Origin of the sequence: Nocardia jinanensis, from assembly GCF_014645735.1 — a bacterium.
GTDB classification, from domain to species: domain Bacteria; phylum Actinomycetota; class Actinomycetes; order Mycobacteriales; family Mycobacteriaceae; genus Nocardia; species Nocardia jinanensis.
Genome location: NZ_BMMH01000043.1, coordinates 13,089 through 28,887, shown reverse-complemented (window position 1 = coordinate 28,887; position 15,799 = coordinate 13,089). Strand labels below are relative to the sequence as shown.

Annotated in this window: 18 protein-coding genes and 1 pseudogene; 2 read left to right on the top strand and 17 right to left on the bottom strand. The window is 64.2% G+C overall.

What is annotated here, in order from left to right; translation table 11 throughout:
* Window positions 1-46 precede the first annotated feature (46 nt).
* The 11 genes and pseudogenes from IEY68_RS35180 to IEY68_RS35135 form a co-directional block, all read right to left on the bottom strand.
* Entirely contained in the window at window positions 47-316 is a 270-nt protein-coding gene (locus IEY68_RS35180; protein ID WP_058854652.1) for a hypothetical protein, read from the bottom strand.
* 382 nt (window positions 317-698) lie between these two features.
* The gene (locus tag IEY68_RS35175) at window positions 699-1,133 is read right to left on the bottom strand and encodes a nitroreductase/quinone reductase family protein (RefSeq protein WP_058854651.1); all 435 of its coding nucleotides are present in this window, start codon (window positions 1,131-1,133) and stop codon (window positions 699-701) included.
* Between the two features lie 103 nt (window positions 1,134-1,236).
* Window positions 1,237-1,530: a hypothetical protein gene (locus tag IEY68_RS35170; RefSeq protein WP_058854650.1), complete on the bottom strand. Its 294-nt coding sequence runs from the start codon at window positions 1,528-1,530 to the stop codon at window positions 1,237-1,239.
* A gap of 68 nt (window positions 1,531-1,598) precedes the next feature.
* Entirely contained in the window at window positions 1,599-2,066 is a 468-nt protein-coding gene (locus IEY68_RS35165; RefSeq protein ID WP_199804929.1) for an anthrone oxygenase family protein, read from the bottom strand.
* 54 nt (window positions 2,067-2,120) lie between these two features.
* Window positions 2,121-2,366: a hypothetical protein gene (locus IEY68_RS36675; protein ID WP_199804928.1), complete on the bottom strand. Its 246-nt coding sequence runs from the start codon at window positions 2,364-2,366 to the stop codon at window positions 2,121-2,123.
* A gap of 1,636 nt (window positions 2,367-4,002) precedes the next feature.
* Window positions 4,003-4,716 (bottom strand): class I SAM-dependent methyltransferase, encoded by a 714-nt coding sequence (locus IEY68_RS35155; protein WP_058854646.1) that lies wholly within the window; start codon window positions 4,714-4,716, stop codon window positions 4,003-4,005.
* Window positions 4,717-5,493: 777 nt separating this feature from the next.
* Window positions 5,494-5,748: a hypothetical protein gene (locus IEY68_RS36670; RefSeq protein ID WP_058854645.1), complete on the bottom strand. Its 255-nt coding sequence runs from the start codon at window positions 5,746-5,748 to the stop codon at window positions 5,494-5,496.
* 64 nt (window positions 5,749-5,812) lie between these two features.
* A pseudogene (locus tag IEY68_RS37295) lies at window positions 5,813-6,316 on the bottom strand (FAD-dependent monooxygenase); the annotation flags it as partial.
* Window positions 6,271-6,501 carry a hypothetical protein gene (locus IEY68_RS35145; protein ID WP_058854643.1) on the bottom strand — a complete coding sequence of 77 codons (231 nt, stop codon included), beginning with the start codon at window positions 6,499-6,501 and terminating at the stop codon, window positions 6,271-6,273. The gene IEY68_RS35145 and the pseudogene IEY68_RS37295, both read right to left, overlap by 46 nt.
* Window positions 6,468-6,719 (bottom strand): SDR family NAD(P)-dependent oxidoreductase, encoded by a 252-nt coding sequence (locus IEY68_RS37290; protein ID WP_082681309.1) that lies wholly within the window; start codon window positions 6,717-6,719, stop codon window positions 6,468-6,470. Before IEY68_RS37290 ends, IEY68_RS35145 begins: the two co-directional genes overlap by 34 nt.
* A gap of 31 nt (window positions 6,720-6,750) precedes the next feature.
* Window positions 6,751-7,314, bottom strand: coding sequence for a short chain dehydrogenase (locus IEY68_RS35135; RefSeq protein WP_063916474.1), 564 nt, complete (start codon window positions 7,312-7,314; stop codon window positions 6,751-6,753).
* A gap of 79 nt (window positions 7,315-7,393) precedes the next feature.
* Between IEY68_RS35135 and IEY68_RS35130 the strand changes: the two genes are divergently transcribed.
* Window positions 7,394-8,920 carry an ISL3 family transposase gene (locus tag IEY68_RS35130; protein WP_058854641.1) on the top strand — a complete coding sequence of 509 codons (1,527 nt, stop codon included), beginning with the start codon at window positions 7,394-7,396 and terminating at the stop codon, window positions 8,918-8,920.
* A gap of 125 nt (window positions 8,921-9,045) precedes the next feature.
* Window positions 9,046-9,866, top strand: a protein-coding gene (locus IEY68_RS35125; protein WP_199804927.1) for an IS5 family transposase whose coding sequence is annotated in 2 segments (ribosomal slippage) — window positions 9,046-9,388 and window positions 9,388-9,866 — 822 coding nt in all. Because the reading frame shifts where the segments join, the coding sequence is not laid out codon by codon here.
* Between the two features lie 109 nt (window positions 9,867-9,975).
* Here IEY68_RS35125 and IEY68_RS35120 read toward each other — a convergent pair.
* The 6 genes from IEY68_RS35120 to IEY68_RS35095 form a co-directional block, all read right to left on the bottom strand.
* Window positions 9,976-10,929, bottom strand: coding sequence for an acyltransferase domain-containing protein (locus IEY68_RS35120; protein WP_058854638.1), 954 nt, complete (start codon window positions 10,927-10,929; stop codon window positions 9,976-9,978).
* The gene (gene fabD / locus IEY68_RS35115) at window positions 10,926-11,903 is read right to left on the bottom strand and encodes an ACP S-malonyltransferase (protein ID WP_063916473.1); all 978 of its coding nucleotides are present in this window, start codon (window positions 11,901-11,903) and stop codon (window positions 10,926-10,928) included. Before fabD ends, IEY68_RS35120 begins: the two co-directional genes overlap by 4 nt.
* A gap of 67 nt (window positions 11,904-11,970) precedes the next feature.
* The gene (locus tag IEY68_RS35110; protein WP_058854636.1) at window positions 11,971-12,930 is read right to left on the bottom strand and encodes an aromatase/cyclase; all 960 of its coding nucleotides are present in this window, start codon (window positions 12,928-12,930) and stop codon (window positions 11,971-11,973) included.
* 37 nt (window positions 12,931-12,967) lie between these two features.
* Window positions 12,968-14,173: a ketosynthase chain-length factor gene (locus IEY68_RS35105; RefSeq protein WP_058854635.1), complete on the bottom strand. Its 1,206-nt coding sequence runs from the start codon at window positions 14,171-14,173 to the stop codon at window positions 12,968-12,970.
* Window positions 14,173-15,453, bottom strand: coding sequence for a beta-ketoacyl-[acyl-carrier-protein] synthase family protein (locus tag IEY68_RS35100; protein ID WP_058854634.1), 1,281 nt, complete (start codon window positions 15,451-15,453; stop codon window positions 14,173-14,175). The genes IEY68_RS35105 and IEY68_RS35100 overlap by 1 nt, the downstream gene beginning before the upstream one ends.
* Window positions 15,454-15,475: 22 nt before the next feature.
* Entirely contained in the window at window positions 15,476-15,799 is a 324-nt protein-coding gene (locus IEY68_RS35095) for a TcmI family type II polyketide cyclase (RefSeq protein WP_058854633.1), read from the bottom strand.

Here is a 15,799-nt window from a genome sequence, read left to right as displayed (position 1 = left end):
TCGGCGAGCACACGATCAAACCGACACCCCGGATTACCAGCGCAACCTATCTGGACGAGGCACTAGCAACCCGAATCGCCAATTCTTGGGTATAAGCGGCGAGATTCTCGAAGTCGCCGATGCCCTGTTCCACTCCGAGTTCATAGCCAGCGCCGAATCCTTTGCCGGGTTGGTCATCACCCCAGAACACTCCTCTCCGAGTATGAGCCTCGCGCAATTCCGCTGCGATCTGTGCGGTCTCCGCGGCGAGCCGTTTCAATTCCGCGATCTCGGCGTGCAGCCTGTCGGGATCGATCGAGAATTGCCCCTCGGCCAAACCTGGTCCCCTTCTACGAGTCATTCGGCACCGCAGTCACACATTGATGTCGTGGGCATCGGTCACTCGTTCCCGGCGTAACCTTGTTCCCCAAACCGGAATCCGGCCCACCGTGCGTGCTCGCCGACTGGTCGACAGGGATCGGACCCGCCTCGGACCCCGACGCACGGTAATCTTGACCGCTGCTGACACCTGGCGGAGGTAGGGATCTCGCGGACCGAACGCCCGGCCGATCGAATAGCTCGGTACGAAACAAGGACCTTCGACCGGACCGAGGTGCGGTACGGAGAGCCTCGACCATGCCGGTGGCGCTGCTTGCGAAATAACTGCGCGGCTGATCAACTCATAATCCGTCGGCTGTTTTCCGCGACCATGACGGGAATCAGCGGATGATCTCGACCCGGAACACCGCAATGCGATGCGCGGCCGCCACTACACTGGCCGATGTGGCTTTCTCGGCCAGCCCGGTCGCGACCAACCGTTCAGCAACGCTCGCCGGACTTTTTTCGATCAGTTCGCGCAACACCGGGCGACGTTGCTCCACGGGAAGATCCACAAGGCGTGCTGTGACGGCTCTTCGCCCCCGGCTGAGCGTGACCGTCTCCGCCGCACGCACATTGGCCACCCATGCGGCCTTCGGGTAGGCCTGGATGATGTATCGGCCGGTGGTCAATTCGCTCACGGCCAGCGGAAAGATTCGGGGCTGCCCACTGCGCCGCCCGGGTACGGTGAGTACTTGCATCGGGCCGAACACGACACCGAGTCGCTGTAGTCCGATGATGATCTTGTTGAACGGCTGACGATAACGTGTATCCACGGATCTCTATCCTCTGTCCATGTTCGAAGCAATTTCAGCAGGCTTATAACTTGTGATGCGCATAAGGGCGAGTGGGCCCGGCGATTGCCGCCGATGAAGCAAGCTACCGGCGGAGAAGTGGGATCACCGTCCCTCGGACGTACTTCTCGATCCCGCCCTGTCTCGGTTTCGCGCTTATCACCATCATCCCTCGCGCCGCGGCATTGCGGCGGAGCGCGGACCGTGAGCTACGAGGTACCCCGGCACCGATGACAAGGTCGGTGAAACTCGCCGACTGGATATATGCAGTAGCCTCATCGTCCTCGGTGGCACCGACCGCGTCGAAGCCTTCCGCTCGTAGCACGGCCAGCGCGGCCTCGACTCGCTCCCGGATTCTCCCCACCACCAGTATCTTCATTACTTCCTCCCTCCAGCTGGACCCGAGTGACCGGAACCCGAAATCCTCAGAGCGTTTTCCGCGGAGGCCTATATACGCGCGGGCCGCCGAGGCGGCGCACCGGCGATGAGCAGCAACCCGAAGCCGGCGAGCGCGGCAACCGTCCGGACCGCGTGCGATACCTGCCACCGGTCGCGTATGGCGAGCCAATCCGTCGGCACCTGATCGGGCCGCCAATCGGCCTGATCGAGGTTGATGGGCATATTGACAACCGCGCTGAGCAGGAAGATCGCCGCGAGTACGACCGTGACGGTCGCGGCCGGCACCCAGGAGCCGCCGCGGCGGTGACCGATTACGGCGACAACGCCGGTGCAGATCAGGGCAGGGATCAAGGTAGCAGCGGCCAAGAGATCCAGCCGGTCCAGCTCGACCAAGCGGACCTGGGTATAAACAGCCCCCTCGGCGCCTCGCAAGGAGAACTCCAAGACCAGAACACCCACCATGAAGCCCGCAAAGACCCCGGTGAACAATCGGCTGACAAACCATACAGTTCTCAATATCGTCCCCTACTCATACTATCTCGTCATCATACGATACTCGCTGCGTTTCAACTACAAGATGCGACCAAGGAGCGAACCGGATTCGGCCAGTACGACAAGGGTGCTGACGCCGCGCATGTCGCGACTGCCGCCCGCCGAGCAGGTGTCGAGCATGTGGTGCTGGTGTAATCGATCACCGACCAGACGCGTCCTCACCTCGGACCTGCTGCGGAAAACTTGACCTTCGAGCAGTTGCTCGAGACCAGCGGTATGGATTGGACAATCCTGCAGCCGACTCCAGTTCGCCTCGAACACCATGCTGTGGACGGCAGAGATCCGTGGGCACCAGCCTGTACGGGCGCCCTTCGCCGATATCGGGCCTCCACGATTCATCCCGCGGACATCGCGTCGGTGGCGCGTGTTGCCCTCACCGAGCCCTCTCGCGGGGGCCAGAGATATGCCCTGACCGGTCCCGAACAGGTGACAGCGCGTCAGCAGGTAGCGATCCCCGCCACCGAGTTGGGCCGGGAGATCGAATTCGCCGAGATCAGACGGGAGCAAGCGCGTTCGAAATGGTGGCCGCCTTCAGCGAAGAGGCCGCGGATGCGGTACCGGATGTGACGAGCGGGGATGTCAACGACGAACTGCTCGAGGTGCGCGACACCGTCTCGCGGATCACCGAGTCCCCTGCCAGACCGCTGGTCGGTGGGTTGCGGAGAACGCCACGGCCTTCCGTTGACGTATCCCGACTCTCTTCCGTTGACGCGGGGTAGATATCTTCCGGGGCGGCAGCCTTGGCGAGCCTGGACACCCGCATCGGCCACCCACGCTCTGGTCCGATGCGGTCAGCGGCCCGGCCGGCGGCGGGCGGGCCGGGCCGCTGTCTGCCTGGAACCGCAGCAGCCCTTCGTCGGACACTCGAGCGTATTTCGCCAGGCTGCGCACCGAGGTGCCCGTCAACTTCATCAGCACCGGAGTCGAGACCCACTCGTCGGCAGCGTGCGTGAGCCGCGAATGCCGCCACTGGTGCAGCGCGTAAGGGCCATCGGCGTAGTGGCTGGTGTAGGTCTCGAATAGCTCGGCCGCCCGCCGGTAGGACAATCGGGCCCGTCCGGTCACCGCGTCGACGTCGTTGCCTGTAAGCATCTTCCCGCCGTCGGTCGTAAACCTGACCGTTGCTGATCAACGCTCGCGCGGACATATCGATCGGCATCGCAGCATCACGTTCCGCACGCAGGAACATTTCGGCCAATGCCCGAGCCTCGCTGATCCGTCCCTCACTGTTTGCCGACCGCGTCCGAGGTACCCGTGGTCAATGCTCACGCAAACCGAATGGCAGCCTCTCGAGAAATCCCCGCCAGGCTGTTCGCACCTGGCAGATCCAGGCCATTCATCCGTCCTCTCGAGACTCACAATCCGAAACCACGAGCTGACCAACCCGCTGACCATTAGCCCGGAACCCGCGCCTTAGCGCCGGATACCGGCCAGCTACACCACTATCCGCGGCGTTGTGCGACCGCGCCGGAGCGCCGACCGCACGGTCACAGGGCCCTCTCGACCAGCACTCCATGACCGGCAAGTGGATCCGATAGCGCGGCCCGGCACAGCACTGGCTCCGCGACCTGACCGGCCCGCAGCTATGCTCACCCCTCGCCCGGCACAACCGGACCGCAACGTCACCCCCAGATCGCGCAACGTCCGGTGTTCGTTCACCGCATGCCGCCGAAGATCTCGGCCCGAACTGGTGAACGTTACCGGCTATTGATCGGCGAGATGGGCGACAATCGCTCGCACCCGGACCCGCGGGGCCCTCGTCGAGGCGAATTTCCGCCGACTACCCGCGCCCTCCTTGCCCGTACATCAGGTCCGATTCCGATAGGACGGACTCCACAGCAACCCACGCTGGTGCGGTCGGCCTTCTCGGATGGGCCGCCCCGCACCGGCGCCGACCGACTCAGACTCGCCGAGCTTCGAGCACACAGACGGGTAGCAGCATCAATCCGTCCTCGGTGAAATCTGGATGGTAGCCGTGTTCGGCAAAACGCTGCATCAATTGCTCCGGCGGCTTGAATCCCTCCATATGGCCGGACTGCAACGTGTCGATCGACCACTCCGGCGGAGTGAACGTGGCACGCAGATCCTCCTCGGAGATCGAGAACAGACGATAGAACTGAGCAGACTCACCAAGGGTGAAACTGAATTGGATCAACCGGCCACCGGGTTTCAACACCCGCGTCAAGGCCGCTACGTGAGCTTCGCGCTGAAACGGCTCGAGGCAGTGGAGGAGCTGGCTGCTGACCACGGTGTCGAAACAGCCCTCGTAGCCGTCCAAGCTGGTCGCATCAGCGACCTCGAACGTCACCGTGATCCCACGCAGCACTGCACGGTGCCGAGCTTGGTCGATCGCTGCTGGGGAGATGTCGAGCCCGGTCACCCGATATCCGCGACTACTCAAATAGATGGCCGTGTCGCCCGGTCCACAGCCGATGTCGAGCACCTCACCGGCGATGCGACCGGCCTCTTCGAATTGCACGAGCAATGGCTGAGGCCTGCCGATATCCCATGGCAGCCGTTCGAAAGACATGCCGGCGGTGTCTCCGTCGCGGTAGATCTGGTCGAAATCGGCTGCGGCCGAATCGTTTTTTGATGCAGCCCCGCTATCGGTCATACAGACCAATCCTTTCGGGTAAGAGGTCGACGTCGGTGATTGCACATGGGTTCGCCCACTGGTCCACGGTCGGGCGGCGCGCCGGTTGGGTCACCGTCGCAAGATAGAACAGACCGCCGTGGTGGACGATCGCTTGCGCTATGCCACCATAGCATATGATACTTGTTTCATATTAAACTATTTGGATATAAAAAGCCACAACGCTCGGGTGCGTCAGACCGAGTCGCTCGCAGGTCCGACCCCTCGGAGTGATGCTTGGTTCGTCCGACAGCTCAGTTCCCATCTGCCGGGCGGTGCAAGAAAACTCATGCGACCAACCAAGGTCACATTCGACACCGCCCGCAATCAGATCATCAAGGCCGCAACTTCGCTTACTGGGCAGCTCGCTCGCCGTGGTGGTCGCCCGCCTCATGCGAGCGACCACCACGCGGGGTAGAAGTAGGCATCCCGAACAGTCGAAAGTTCGCCGAGTTGACAGATGGGATCGAATGCCTCGATGTTTCCCCGCTGTGGAGCCCATTTTCCCCAGCAGCGCCGAGGTCTGTGCGCAGAGCATGGTTGGCCGGTTGACCGAACCGACTCAAAGACCTGTTGGGTCCTCGACCAGTGCATATACAAGCGCGGCAGCGTATTCGACTGGGCCGATTGCCGCGAGATGTCCATCCGGCCGAACCAGCTGTGCGACAGCCATTTCGTCGCTGAACACGATCCCCACCGGTAGCGGCGCGCGGGCCACTGCCCGTCCGATCTGCTCGCTTCTGGTGCCGTTTGGCAAAATCAGTTGATAACTGAGGCCACTGCTGGCATGAGTGTCGATCGGTCCCCAGGCCGGATGTTCTTCCCGGTGCGCCCGACTGCGTAGCTCACCTGTAGGTGCGAGTTGACGAGGGCCATCCCGTTGCCAACTGCGCCCCGCCGGCCCGCCGACCAGGCCAGTGCCCGGATCAGCCGCCCACGAACATGCCCGGACAGCGCCTGGTCGAGCACGATCCCGGCGAGCATGGTCGTGGTGCGGACGACATCCTGCGCCACCGGCTTTCGCTCGGTTTCGTAACTGTCGAGCAAGGTCTCGGTGGCCCTGCACTCCGAGATTCATACCCTGCCCGCCGAGGGGCCAGTGGGTATGTGCCGCGTCTCCGCACAGAAATACCCGGCCCGCTCGACAGCGCTCCGCGAGCCGGTCCTGCACCTGCACAGTCGATGCCCAGCGCACCCGATCTACTTCCACCCGAGCTCGGTGCGGGAATCGTCGTCGAACAAGGTCTCGGATGTCCGCGAGCTCGGGGGTGGCGGATGCTCCCTCCTGCGGGCCCACCACGCGGTGGAGCCCACCTGGCAACGGCCCGGCGACTACCGCACCAGCAGCGGAAATATAGCCCCGTAGTTCATTCGAGGGAAGCACTGAGCGGAGGCATACGTCGGAGAAGACCACCGGATGCACCACTGCGCCACCGGCGAAGTCGATTCCGAGCGCCGCGCGGACCATGCTATGCGCGCCGTCGCATCCAACCACGTATCGCGCTCGCACAGTCGACTGTTTGTCATGGTCGTCCGTCACATCCAGTTCGGCGCCGGAGTCATCCTGCCGGATCGCATGCACCGTACACGGGCGACGTACTCGAACGCCGAGTTTTCGAGCCGGTTCTCCAGCACTCGGTCGATCTCACTCTGCGGGACGGTGAGCTGGTAGGGATAGCGGCTGGGCAGACGGTGGTAGGGAATGGTGAGCAGGTCCCGCTTCGCACCTCCGATCACATACCGGTGGATCTTGACGCCCTGCGACACAGGGGACTCCGCAACCTCGATCGACTGCCAGGGGCTGCCGCGATCCGTTGAGTGACTCGTACTCCTTGTTCCTTCAGCTTGTCGCACGCTTCTGACAGCGCGTCCGCGTCGCGGTCGACCGGGACAATCGTCCATCCATCGGCTCTGAGCAATTCAGCTGCTGCGTAGGCAATACCAGAAGCAGCGCCCGTGATGATCACACTCTGATGGAAACTCATTGCTATTCCTTGATTCTGCTGGATTGCGAGCTCACGCCGGACACGGCGAAGTTCCGTAAGCTCGGATGATTTGACCGGTCACGTCACCCTCGATCATGTCTAGGTAGTATTCGATGAGCTCATCCATCGGAACTACCGGCAACCCGGGAAAGAGATTTCCGAACTGGTCGACGGAGTCACCTATCATCGTCGGACTGACGACGTTGACCCGGAAGCGTCCCTGTAGTTCCAGCGCAGCGGACAAGACGAAACTGTGCAACGCCCCGCTGACCACCCCGCCGCCAGTGACCGTCTTCCAGGGGTGGTCGGCGAAGATGCCCGAGGTCAGAGTGAAAGAACCCCCCGGATTCAGGTATCGCTGCCCGATCAGTACTAGGTTGGCTTGACCGTAGAACTTGCCCCTCATGTTGTCGTCGAGCTTGTCTTCGGACAGTGTCTCGAAGTCATCGAGTGCACCAGAATCTGCGATACCCACAACTGCGTCGAGAGGCGGCAGTTCCTTGTACATGCGTTCGATCGATTCCGCAGAGCGGATATCGACGTTCACATCGCCGCTTGTCCGACCGGCGGTGAGCACCTCGTGCTGCTCGGCCAGAGCCGGTGCAAGTCTTTTTTTTCCCGGCTCTGGCCCACTTTCGGTGGTGCCTGTGAGGTGACGGCGGCACGATAGCCCCGTGGCTGAGGTGAGTGTTGGTGTCGGCGTGGTGTTTTCAGGTCTAGCGCCGCTGGTTGTCGAGGACGTGGGTGTGGCGGGATCGCGGCTGGTGGTCCAGGCCCGGACTCCAGGTGGTGTGGCTGAATGCCCAGGTTGTGGCGCGGGATCAGCCCGCGTTCATGGAGTTCATGAACGGCGACTGGCCGACCTGCCGGTCGATGGCCGCAGCGTGGTGGTGCGGGTGCGCATCCGGCGCCTCTACTGCCAGACCCGGGGATGCCAGCGCACCTTTCGGGAACAAGTCCCCGGCGTGCTGGAACGCTATCAGCGGCGCACTACCCGGCTGACCGGACACGTGCGTGCGGCCGTGCGGGAGCTGGCCGGACGGGCCGCGGTCCGAATGCTCGGGCGCTGGTCGGTACGTTTGTCGCGGCAAACCGCGGTGCGGGTGCTGCTCGGCATCCCGCTGCAAACCCAGAAAGTGCCGAGGGTGCTCAGTGTGGACGATTTCGCCTTGCTGCGCCGCCACCGATACGGCACCGTGCTGATCGACGGCGCGACCCACCAGCGCATCGATGTCCTGCCCGACCGCCGCTCCACCACCCTGGAAACCTGGTTGCGGGCGCACCCCGGCGTCGAGTTCGTCGTGCGTGACGGGTCGGCCACCTATGCCGAAGCGATCCGCCGCGGCGCCCCGAGGGCGATCCAGATCGCCGACCGCTGGCACCTGTGGCACAACCTGGTGCGAGCAGCGGAGAAGGTGGTCGCCGCCCACGCCCGCTGCTGGGCTGCAGCCGGCCCGAAACGCCGGCAGTTGACCCGCGAAACCACCACCCTCGCCCGCTGGCACGCCATCCACGACCTCCTCGACCACGGGGTCGGACTCATGGACTGCGCCCGCCGACTCGGCCTCGGCCTCAATACCGTCAAACGGTATTCCCGCGTCAGCGCACCCGAGAAGCTGCGCCGCCCACCGCAATACCGGGCCAGTCTGGTCGACCCCTACCGTGATCACCTGCGTGCTCGCCGCGCCAACGAGCCCGGTGTTGCGGTCACTACCCTGCTGGCCGAGATCACCGATCTCGGCTACACCGGCAGCCTGAATCTCCTGCACAAATACCTGAATCAGGGCCGAGCCGAGTCCGACCGAGTCATGCCCTTGCCCCGGCGTCTCACTGCCTGGATCACCACCCGCCCCAGCGAACTAGGCCAGCAGCGCCGCGCTCACCTCACCGAGCTGCTGGCGGCCTGCCCGGACCTGACCGTGCTCGCGGAACTGGTGAGCAGTTTCGCCCGTATCGTCACCGACCACCGCGGCCGTGACCTCGACGACTGGATGAGCAGCGCCCGCGCCGCGGCGCTACCCGAACTCGACCCGTTCTTGCGCGGCATCGACCGTGACTACCACGCGGTCCTGGCCGGACTCTGCATGCCCTACAGCAACGGCCCGGTCGAAGGCGTGAACACGAAAACGAAGCTGATCAAACGACAAATGTATGGCCGCGCCGGGTTCCGGCTGCTCCGCCACCGCATCCTCTTGGCCTGAACCCGCCAGCCACCACCGAAAGTGGGCCAGAGCCCTTAAAAAAATCCACAGTCCCTAACAGAATGATCTTGGATTTGGTTTGATCTTGCTGGACTGATGGTGGTTGGTCTCGGCAGGAGGTGCGGGTGGTTCAGCGCAGGCCGTGGGAGGTCGAGGACGGGCTGTGGGAATTGGTCGAACCCTTGTTACCCACCGTCGAGCGGCGGTTCCGTCATCCTGGGCGCAGGCGGCTGGACGACCGGAAAGTGTTGTGCGGCATATTGTTCGTGTTGTATACCGGCATTCCGTGGGAGTTCTTGCCGCAGGAGATGGGATACGGTTCGGGGATGACGTGCTGGCGCCGGTTGCGTGATTGGCACGGGGCCGGGGTGTGGCAGCGGTTGCATGAGCTGTTGCTGGCAGAGCTCAACGCTGCTGGGTTGATCGACTGGTCTCGTGCCGCGGTGGACGGCTCGCATATCCGGGCTTTAAAGGGGGGCCCAAAACCGGCCCGAGCCCGGTAGATCGGGCCAGAACCGGCTCCAAGCATCATGTGATCACCGATGGTGGCGGGGTTCCGCTGGCGGTGACGCTCACCGGCGGCAACCGTCATGACCTCACCCAACTCGTGCCACTGATCGAGGCTGTTCCGCCGGTCCGGGGGCGACGCGGACGGCCTCGCCGACGCCCCGGCACTCTCTACTCCGATCGGGCCTACGATTCCGGCATTCACCGCAGGATCGTGCGTGGTAAGGGCATCGATCCCCGGTTCGCCCGCCGCGGCAACGACCACGGATCCGGGCTGGGCGTCTACCGCTGGGTAGTCGAACAGACGATTGCACTGCTGCACTGGTTCCGGCGCCTGCGTATCCGGTGGGAGATCCGCGATGACATCCACGAAGCCTTCCTCAGCATCGCTTGCAGCGTCATCTGCTGGCGTCGGCTCAAAAACAACTCATTCTGTTAGGAGTTCTTAGCACATCCGATATCTAGCCCCGTGCGATCGGCGCAACGCCGTCAGCGGCCGCGGGCCGAGGCCGGGTGCCGGTTCCGGAAGGTGCCCGGCCCCGCCTCGCTCATGGCGCTACCCGCCGCCCCGCGGGTGATCCGCCGGATACAGACAGGACTGTATCCGGGCCCAGCACTGCGCTGCTGCCCGTGCGGACACGCGGATGGGATCGGGCGAGAACCGACAGTGTGGTCCCGGGACCGGTGTCCACGAGCCTGTAGTCGCGGTCCGCGAGCAGATCCGACAACGCGGCCCAGTACAGGACCGGAGTCGCGATCTGCTCGGCCCAGAACTGCGGGCGCGCCTCGGCAGCGCCGACTCGCCCACCGGTTCGTCCCGACCAGAGCGCGATCTTCGGCTCACCCAGCGGTTCGGCGGCCACAGCCCGTTCGAATTCCGAAGCGACCGCGGCCATGCAGGGGCTGTGCCACGGCTGTTTCGCCCGCAACCACCGCGTAACGACCCCACGCCGCGTCAGCGCCGACTCGGTGGCACGCACCTGTGGATACGGGCCGGAAACAATGGTGCGCACGGGACTGTTGACCGCCGCGATCGCGACTCCGGCGCGAACCCACGACGGCCGCAGATCCGCCAGGACCGCGTCGACTCCCGCGGCGACCGCGAACATGGCTCCGGGTGGCGACCGGTCCAGCGCGTGACAGCGGGCGGCAACGATCCGGGCGGCCGCAGGCAGATCGAACACGCCGGCCACTGTCGCCGCCGCGAGTTCCCCGATACTGTGGCCGAGCACGGCAGCAACCTCCACACCGTTGGCGATCACGGTGTCGGCGAACGCGTACGCGAGCGCGAAGATCAGCGGTTGCGCGATTCGGCCGTCGTCGAGATCGGCGTCACCGGAGAGCCAATGTCGTTTCGGTTGATGCCCTTGTTCACCCATCAGATCGAAGAAGTCGTCGATCACCCGCGCGAACCGTTTACCCTCCCGATACGACTCCAGCGCCATCCCTGCGAACTGGCTGCCCTGTCCCGGCAGCAGCAGTGCGATCGGAGTATCGGTCATATCGCGGCCTCTTCTTCCGCCGGGCGGACTCGGGCACAGGCCTCTACCGCGTGGCCCAGCTGGGTCCAGTCATCGGTCCGGTAGACTGCGGCTCCGGGGTGGATACGCCCGCACATCCCGGCAAGCGCTTTTCCGGGCCCGACCTCGATATAGCTACCGACCCCGAGACCGGACAGGACTTCCACCGCCTCGACCCACCGCACTCGCTGAACGAGCTGAGCACGCAGGCAGTCCACCACTTCGGTGGCTGTCGTCAATACCGAAGCGGACACACTGGAGACGAAGGGAAGGGCGGGAGCACGGACCTCGATCTGCCGCAATGCCGCGGTGAACTCGGGCTCGATATTGCCCAGCAGACTGCAATGCGCGGACCCGCCGACCCGCAGTACGACTGCACGTTCGGCTCCGGCGCCCTCGATCAATTCCATGAAACGGGCGACTGCGGCCACTTCTCCCGATACCACCACCTGGCGCGGGTCGTTGTGATTCGCGACTTCGATCACTCGCCCGGTCTCCCGGGCGACCATGCCGCACAACGACTCCACTTCCACAACCGGTAATCCGATCACTGCCGCCATCCGGCCGGGCACCATCGCGTTGGCCTCGGCCATCAACCGGCCGCGTAACCGCACCAACCGCAGGGCATCCACCCAGTTCAGCGAACCGGCACAGACGAGCGCCATGTACTCGCCGAGACTGTGTCCGGCCACCACATCGGGAACCACCCCCTGCTCCTGAAGCACCGCAAGCGCGGCGACGCTGGTCAACAGTACCGCCGGCTGGGTGGTCGCCATCTCACGCAATGCTTCCACCGGGCCGCTCAAGCACAACTCGGTCAAGCCGAAACCGAGCTCGGAGTCGGCGCGCCGATAGTAGGTTCCGAGCAGGTCCGGCCGATGGTCGAGAATGCTGCCGCCCATACCCGGCCGCTGTGAGCCCTGGCCCGGGAATACGAACGCGACACGCGGGCTCACCGGACTATTCCCGCCGCCGGCGCGGGCCGGTCTCGATCACCGCGAACGCGAATGCCGTTGTCGTTGTTCACCGCCGAAGCCGTTCCGCGTATTCCTTCGCATGAGTGAGGGTCGACCGGCTGTTGGCGCTCAGCGAGTCACGGATCAGGTTCCGGGCGTCGTCGACGGTGGCTCGAGCACCGAGCACCGCGCCGATATTGTCGGTGGCGATCACGACGTTGTGCCGGGACCAGATCCGGCACGCCGCCTCTGTACGGGTAAACGACCAGCACCCGATATGAGACCTCATCAGGGCCGGCGGCGTCGTCTGTTTGTAGACGATTCGCTCGCCGGGGAAGGACACCCGCACCGATTCGGTGGTGTGTGTGGACTCGTCTCTGGCAGCGGTATCCATCCGCAGGATCTGCGCACCGGTGTCACCGACGGTACGGAAATCGACGGCGCTCACATGTGGCAACCTGTCGGCCCAGTGCTGGGCGTCGTTGAGGAAGTCGAATACGTTCTGGGCATCGGCACTGTCGATCTCGACATCATCCAGAATTGTCATCGTCTCGCGCGGACCGTGGGCCGCGTGACCGGCGAGAGCCTCAAGTTCCGACGTGCTGTTGGTTTCGACGGCGTCGGCGATCCACTGTGTAGCCGCGGGATCGTCGTCGACGGCACGGTACTGATGGTCCAGGCGCACCAGCGATCGATTACCGGACAGCTCCTCGACGGCCCACATCCCACCCATCGAAGCCACCGGATGAGCCGATTTCTCCTGGAGGAACACAATTGTTCGTTGCCCCCGGTCCAGTCTGCGGCGCGAAGTCCACGACTTCACCTCACCGTTCGCGGTCGCCCAGATCGCCAACCGCTCGTCGTCACCGTTCGACGAGAGCTGTTCGATATGCACCGTGGGTGGAAAGATGGTGGGCCAGACAGCCGCATCGGAGAGCCAGGTGAACACCCGATCCGCGGATGCCGGGACAACGACCGTATGCCGTGTCGTGCGCCCGGGCGGACCGAGCTCGGTTTCTGTTGTCATGGAGAACCTTCCAGTGCCGGATATCGGATATCTGTTGCTACGCGCTCTGAAGAACCAGAGCGGAGTTGAAACCACCATGGCCGCGGGCAATCACCAGCGCCGTTTGCAACGGCTGGATACGAAGATGCGTCACCAGGTCGAGTTCGTATTCCGGGGCGGGTCTGCTGTGCACCGTGGGCGGGATCAGGGCATCACGCATCGCCAGCAGAGCGGTCGCCACATCCACCGCGCCGGCACCACCGCCCAACCGGCCGGTCATACTCTTGGTCACGGTAACCGGAACAGCGCCCGCGCCGAAGACGGCCCGGAGCACCGATGCCTCGATACGATCGAGATCCGGTACGGCGGCGCCGTCTGCGAAGACGACATCGACCGCACCGGGCTCGATCTCCGCGTCGTCGAGCGCGCGCTCCACCGCTGCCCGCAATGCGGGCGGCCGTCCGGTCCGAGGATGCGGATCGAAGGTGGCGCCGTATCCCGCAATGCGACCATAGATCCGCGGGACATCGCGGGCCGTCGCCGCGGCCTCCTGCTCCACCACGAGCATCGCCCCGCCCTCGCCGGGAACATGGCCGTCGGCCTGGGCGTCGAATGGCAGGTATGACCGATCGGGATCGTTGCTCCCGCTCATCCGCCCGGTGGCCTGATGGGCGATCCAGCCCCACGGGCACAGTGAGGCGTCCATGCCGCCACCGACCGATAGTGGAGTGCCGCGGCGGATCTGACGGCGCACCTGTGCCAGCGCATCCAGCCCTCCGGCCCCATCGCTGACAACTACACCGGCCGGCCCGCGCAAGTCGTGCCGTATGGAGATCTGCCCGGTGTTCACGGCGTAGAACCATGCGTAGGATTGATACGCGCTCACCCGGTCGGGGCCGAGGCTCCAGAGATTCTGGAGTTCTCGCTGACCGAACTCGTAACCACCCGACGTCGCCGCTGTCACGACTCCGGCCTCGGACCGATCGAACGTCTCCGGGCTCACCGCCGCGTCCGCCAGCGCCTCGGCCGCGGCGACCAGCGCCAATTTCGTCATCCGGTCGGTTTGCGGGATCAACCTGCCCGGTAGGAATTCCTCGGCGATGAAATCTGTGATCTCGCCGCCGACAGTCGACCGATAACCGGTGGTATCGAAACTCGTGATCGCCTGGATGCCACTACATCCATGACAGGTCCGGTGCCAGAAATCTTCGGTACCCAGACCGTTGGGCGCTGTGACGCCGATTCCGGTCACCACTACTTTCATTACCGTGCTCCATCCGGGGTCGCCAGCACCATCGCACTCTGAAAGCCACCGAAACCGCTTCCCTCGGTCAGAACGGTTCTCACCGCGCACTCGCGAGCCGTGAGCGGCACATAGTCGAGGTCGAGAGACGGATCCGGGGTGCGGAGGTTGGCGGTGGGCGGGATCACGTTGTTCTCCATCGCAAGAACCGAGGCGGCGATCTCGATGGCGCCGATCGCGCCCAGCGAGTGCCCGATCATGGATTTGATGGAGCTGACCGGAACGCGGTGCGCGTCCGCGCCGAGACTGCGTTTCAGGGCGGCTGTCTCGTGGATGTCGTTCCGCTTTGTTCCCGAGCCGTGCGCGTTGACATAGTCGATATCGCTCGGGTTCACCCGGGCCTGTGTGAGAGCCGCCTCGATGGCCGCTGCCATCTCGGCTCCGTCCGCTCGGAGTCCTGTCATCGTGTAGGCGTTGCTCCGGGTGGCATACCCCCGCACTTCGGCGTAGATATGTGCCCCCCGCGCGCGGGCGGCGTGCAGTTCTTCCAGGACGAATACAGCCGCCCCCTCTCCGAGAACAAACCCGTTGCGCGTCGAATCAAAAGGCCTGCTGGCATGTTCGGGGTCGTCGTTGAACGTACTCGTGGCCCGAATCGCGTCGAAGCAGGCCACGGTGATCGGTGAGATGGGGGCCTCGGTCGCGCCGGCGATGACGACGTCTGCGCTGCCTTCACGAATGAATTCACAACCGTGAGCCACCGCGTCTATCCCGGAAGTGCATCCGGTGGAGATCACCGTGCACGGTCCCTCGGCGCCGGTCGACCATGCGACTTCGGCAGCGAAGGAACTGGGGACGAAATGGTTGTAGAGCAACCTGGTGGAGTATTGCTCATCCACCAGCCAGTGGCGGCCGTCATCGCTGGCGGCACGGTATTCCTGCTCGAGCGCGGTGGTCGCACCGACCGCCGTCCCCACCGAGACACCGATCCGAGAAGGGTCCATCGCACCCAACTCGATGCCGCTGCCCGCGACAGCTTCCCGCGCCGCTGCCACAGCGAATTGAGCCGCTCGGTCCATCCGCCGCTGCTCCCGCGGACCCAAACCGTGTGCCGTCGGGTCGAAATCGACTTCGGCGGCGATACGAGACCGGTAATCCGAAGCGTCGAACATGGTCATGGTCCGTGTGGCGGTACGCCCTTCGCTGAGTAACTCCCAGAATCGCTCGGTTCCGATGCCTCCGGGAGCCAGCACACCGATACCGGTGATCACTACCCGCCGGTTGTCCACTAGGTGCTCCATCTGATTCTTCGCTCCGTCCGGCTCACTCGGCGGACCAGTGGTAGAACCGGTCGGCCATTGCGTCGGCGGGTGTGCGCCAGCCAGGATCGTAGGCGGTGATGAACGGCTTCAGATCCGAGCTGATACGAACGAACCGTGGATCGTTCTTCGCGCCCTCCACCGAATCTCGGCCATTGTCCGAGTCGAAATCCTGCAGGTGGAAATAGAGTCCCTTGTAATTGAAGAGCTGGCGTCGGAATGTTCCCATTCGACGTGGAAGATCGCTTTTGTCGAAATCACTGAATAATTCAGCTACTCGGCCACCGTCCTCAGGATTCATCCGGGCAACGATAAGAGTGCTGTACAT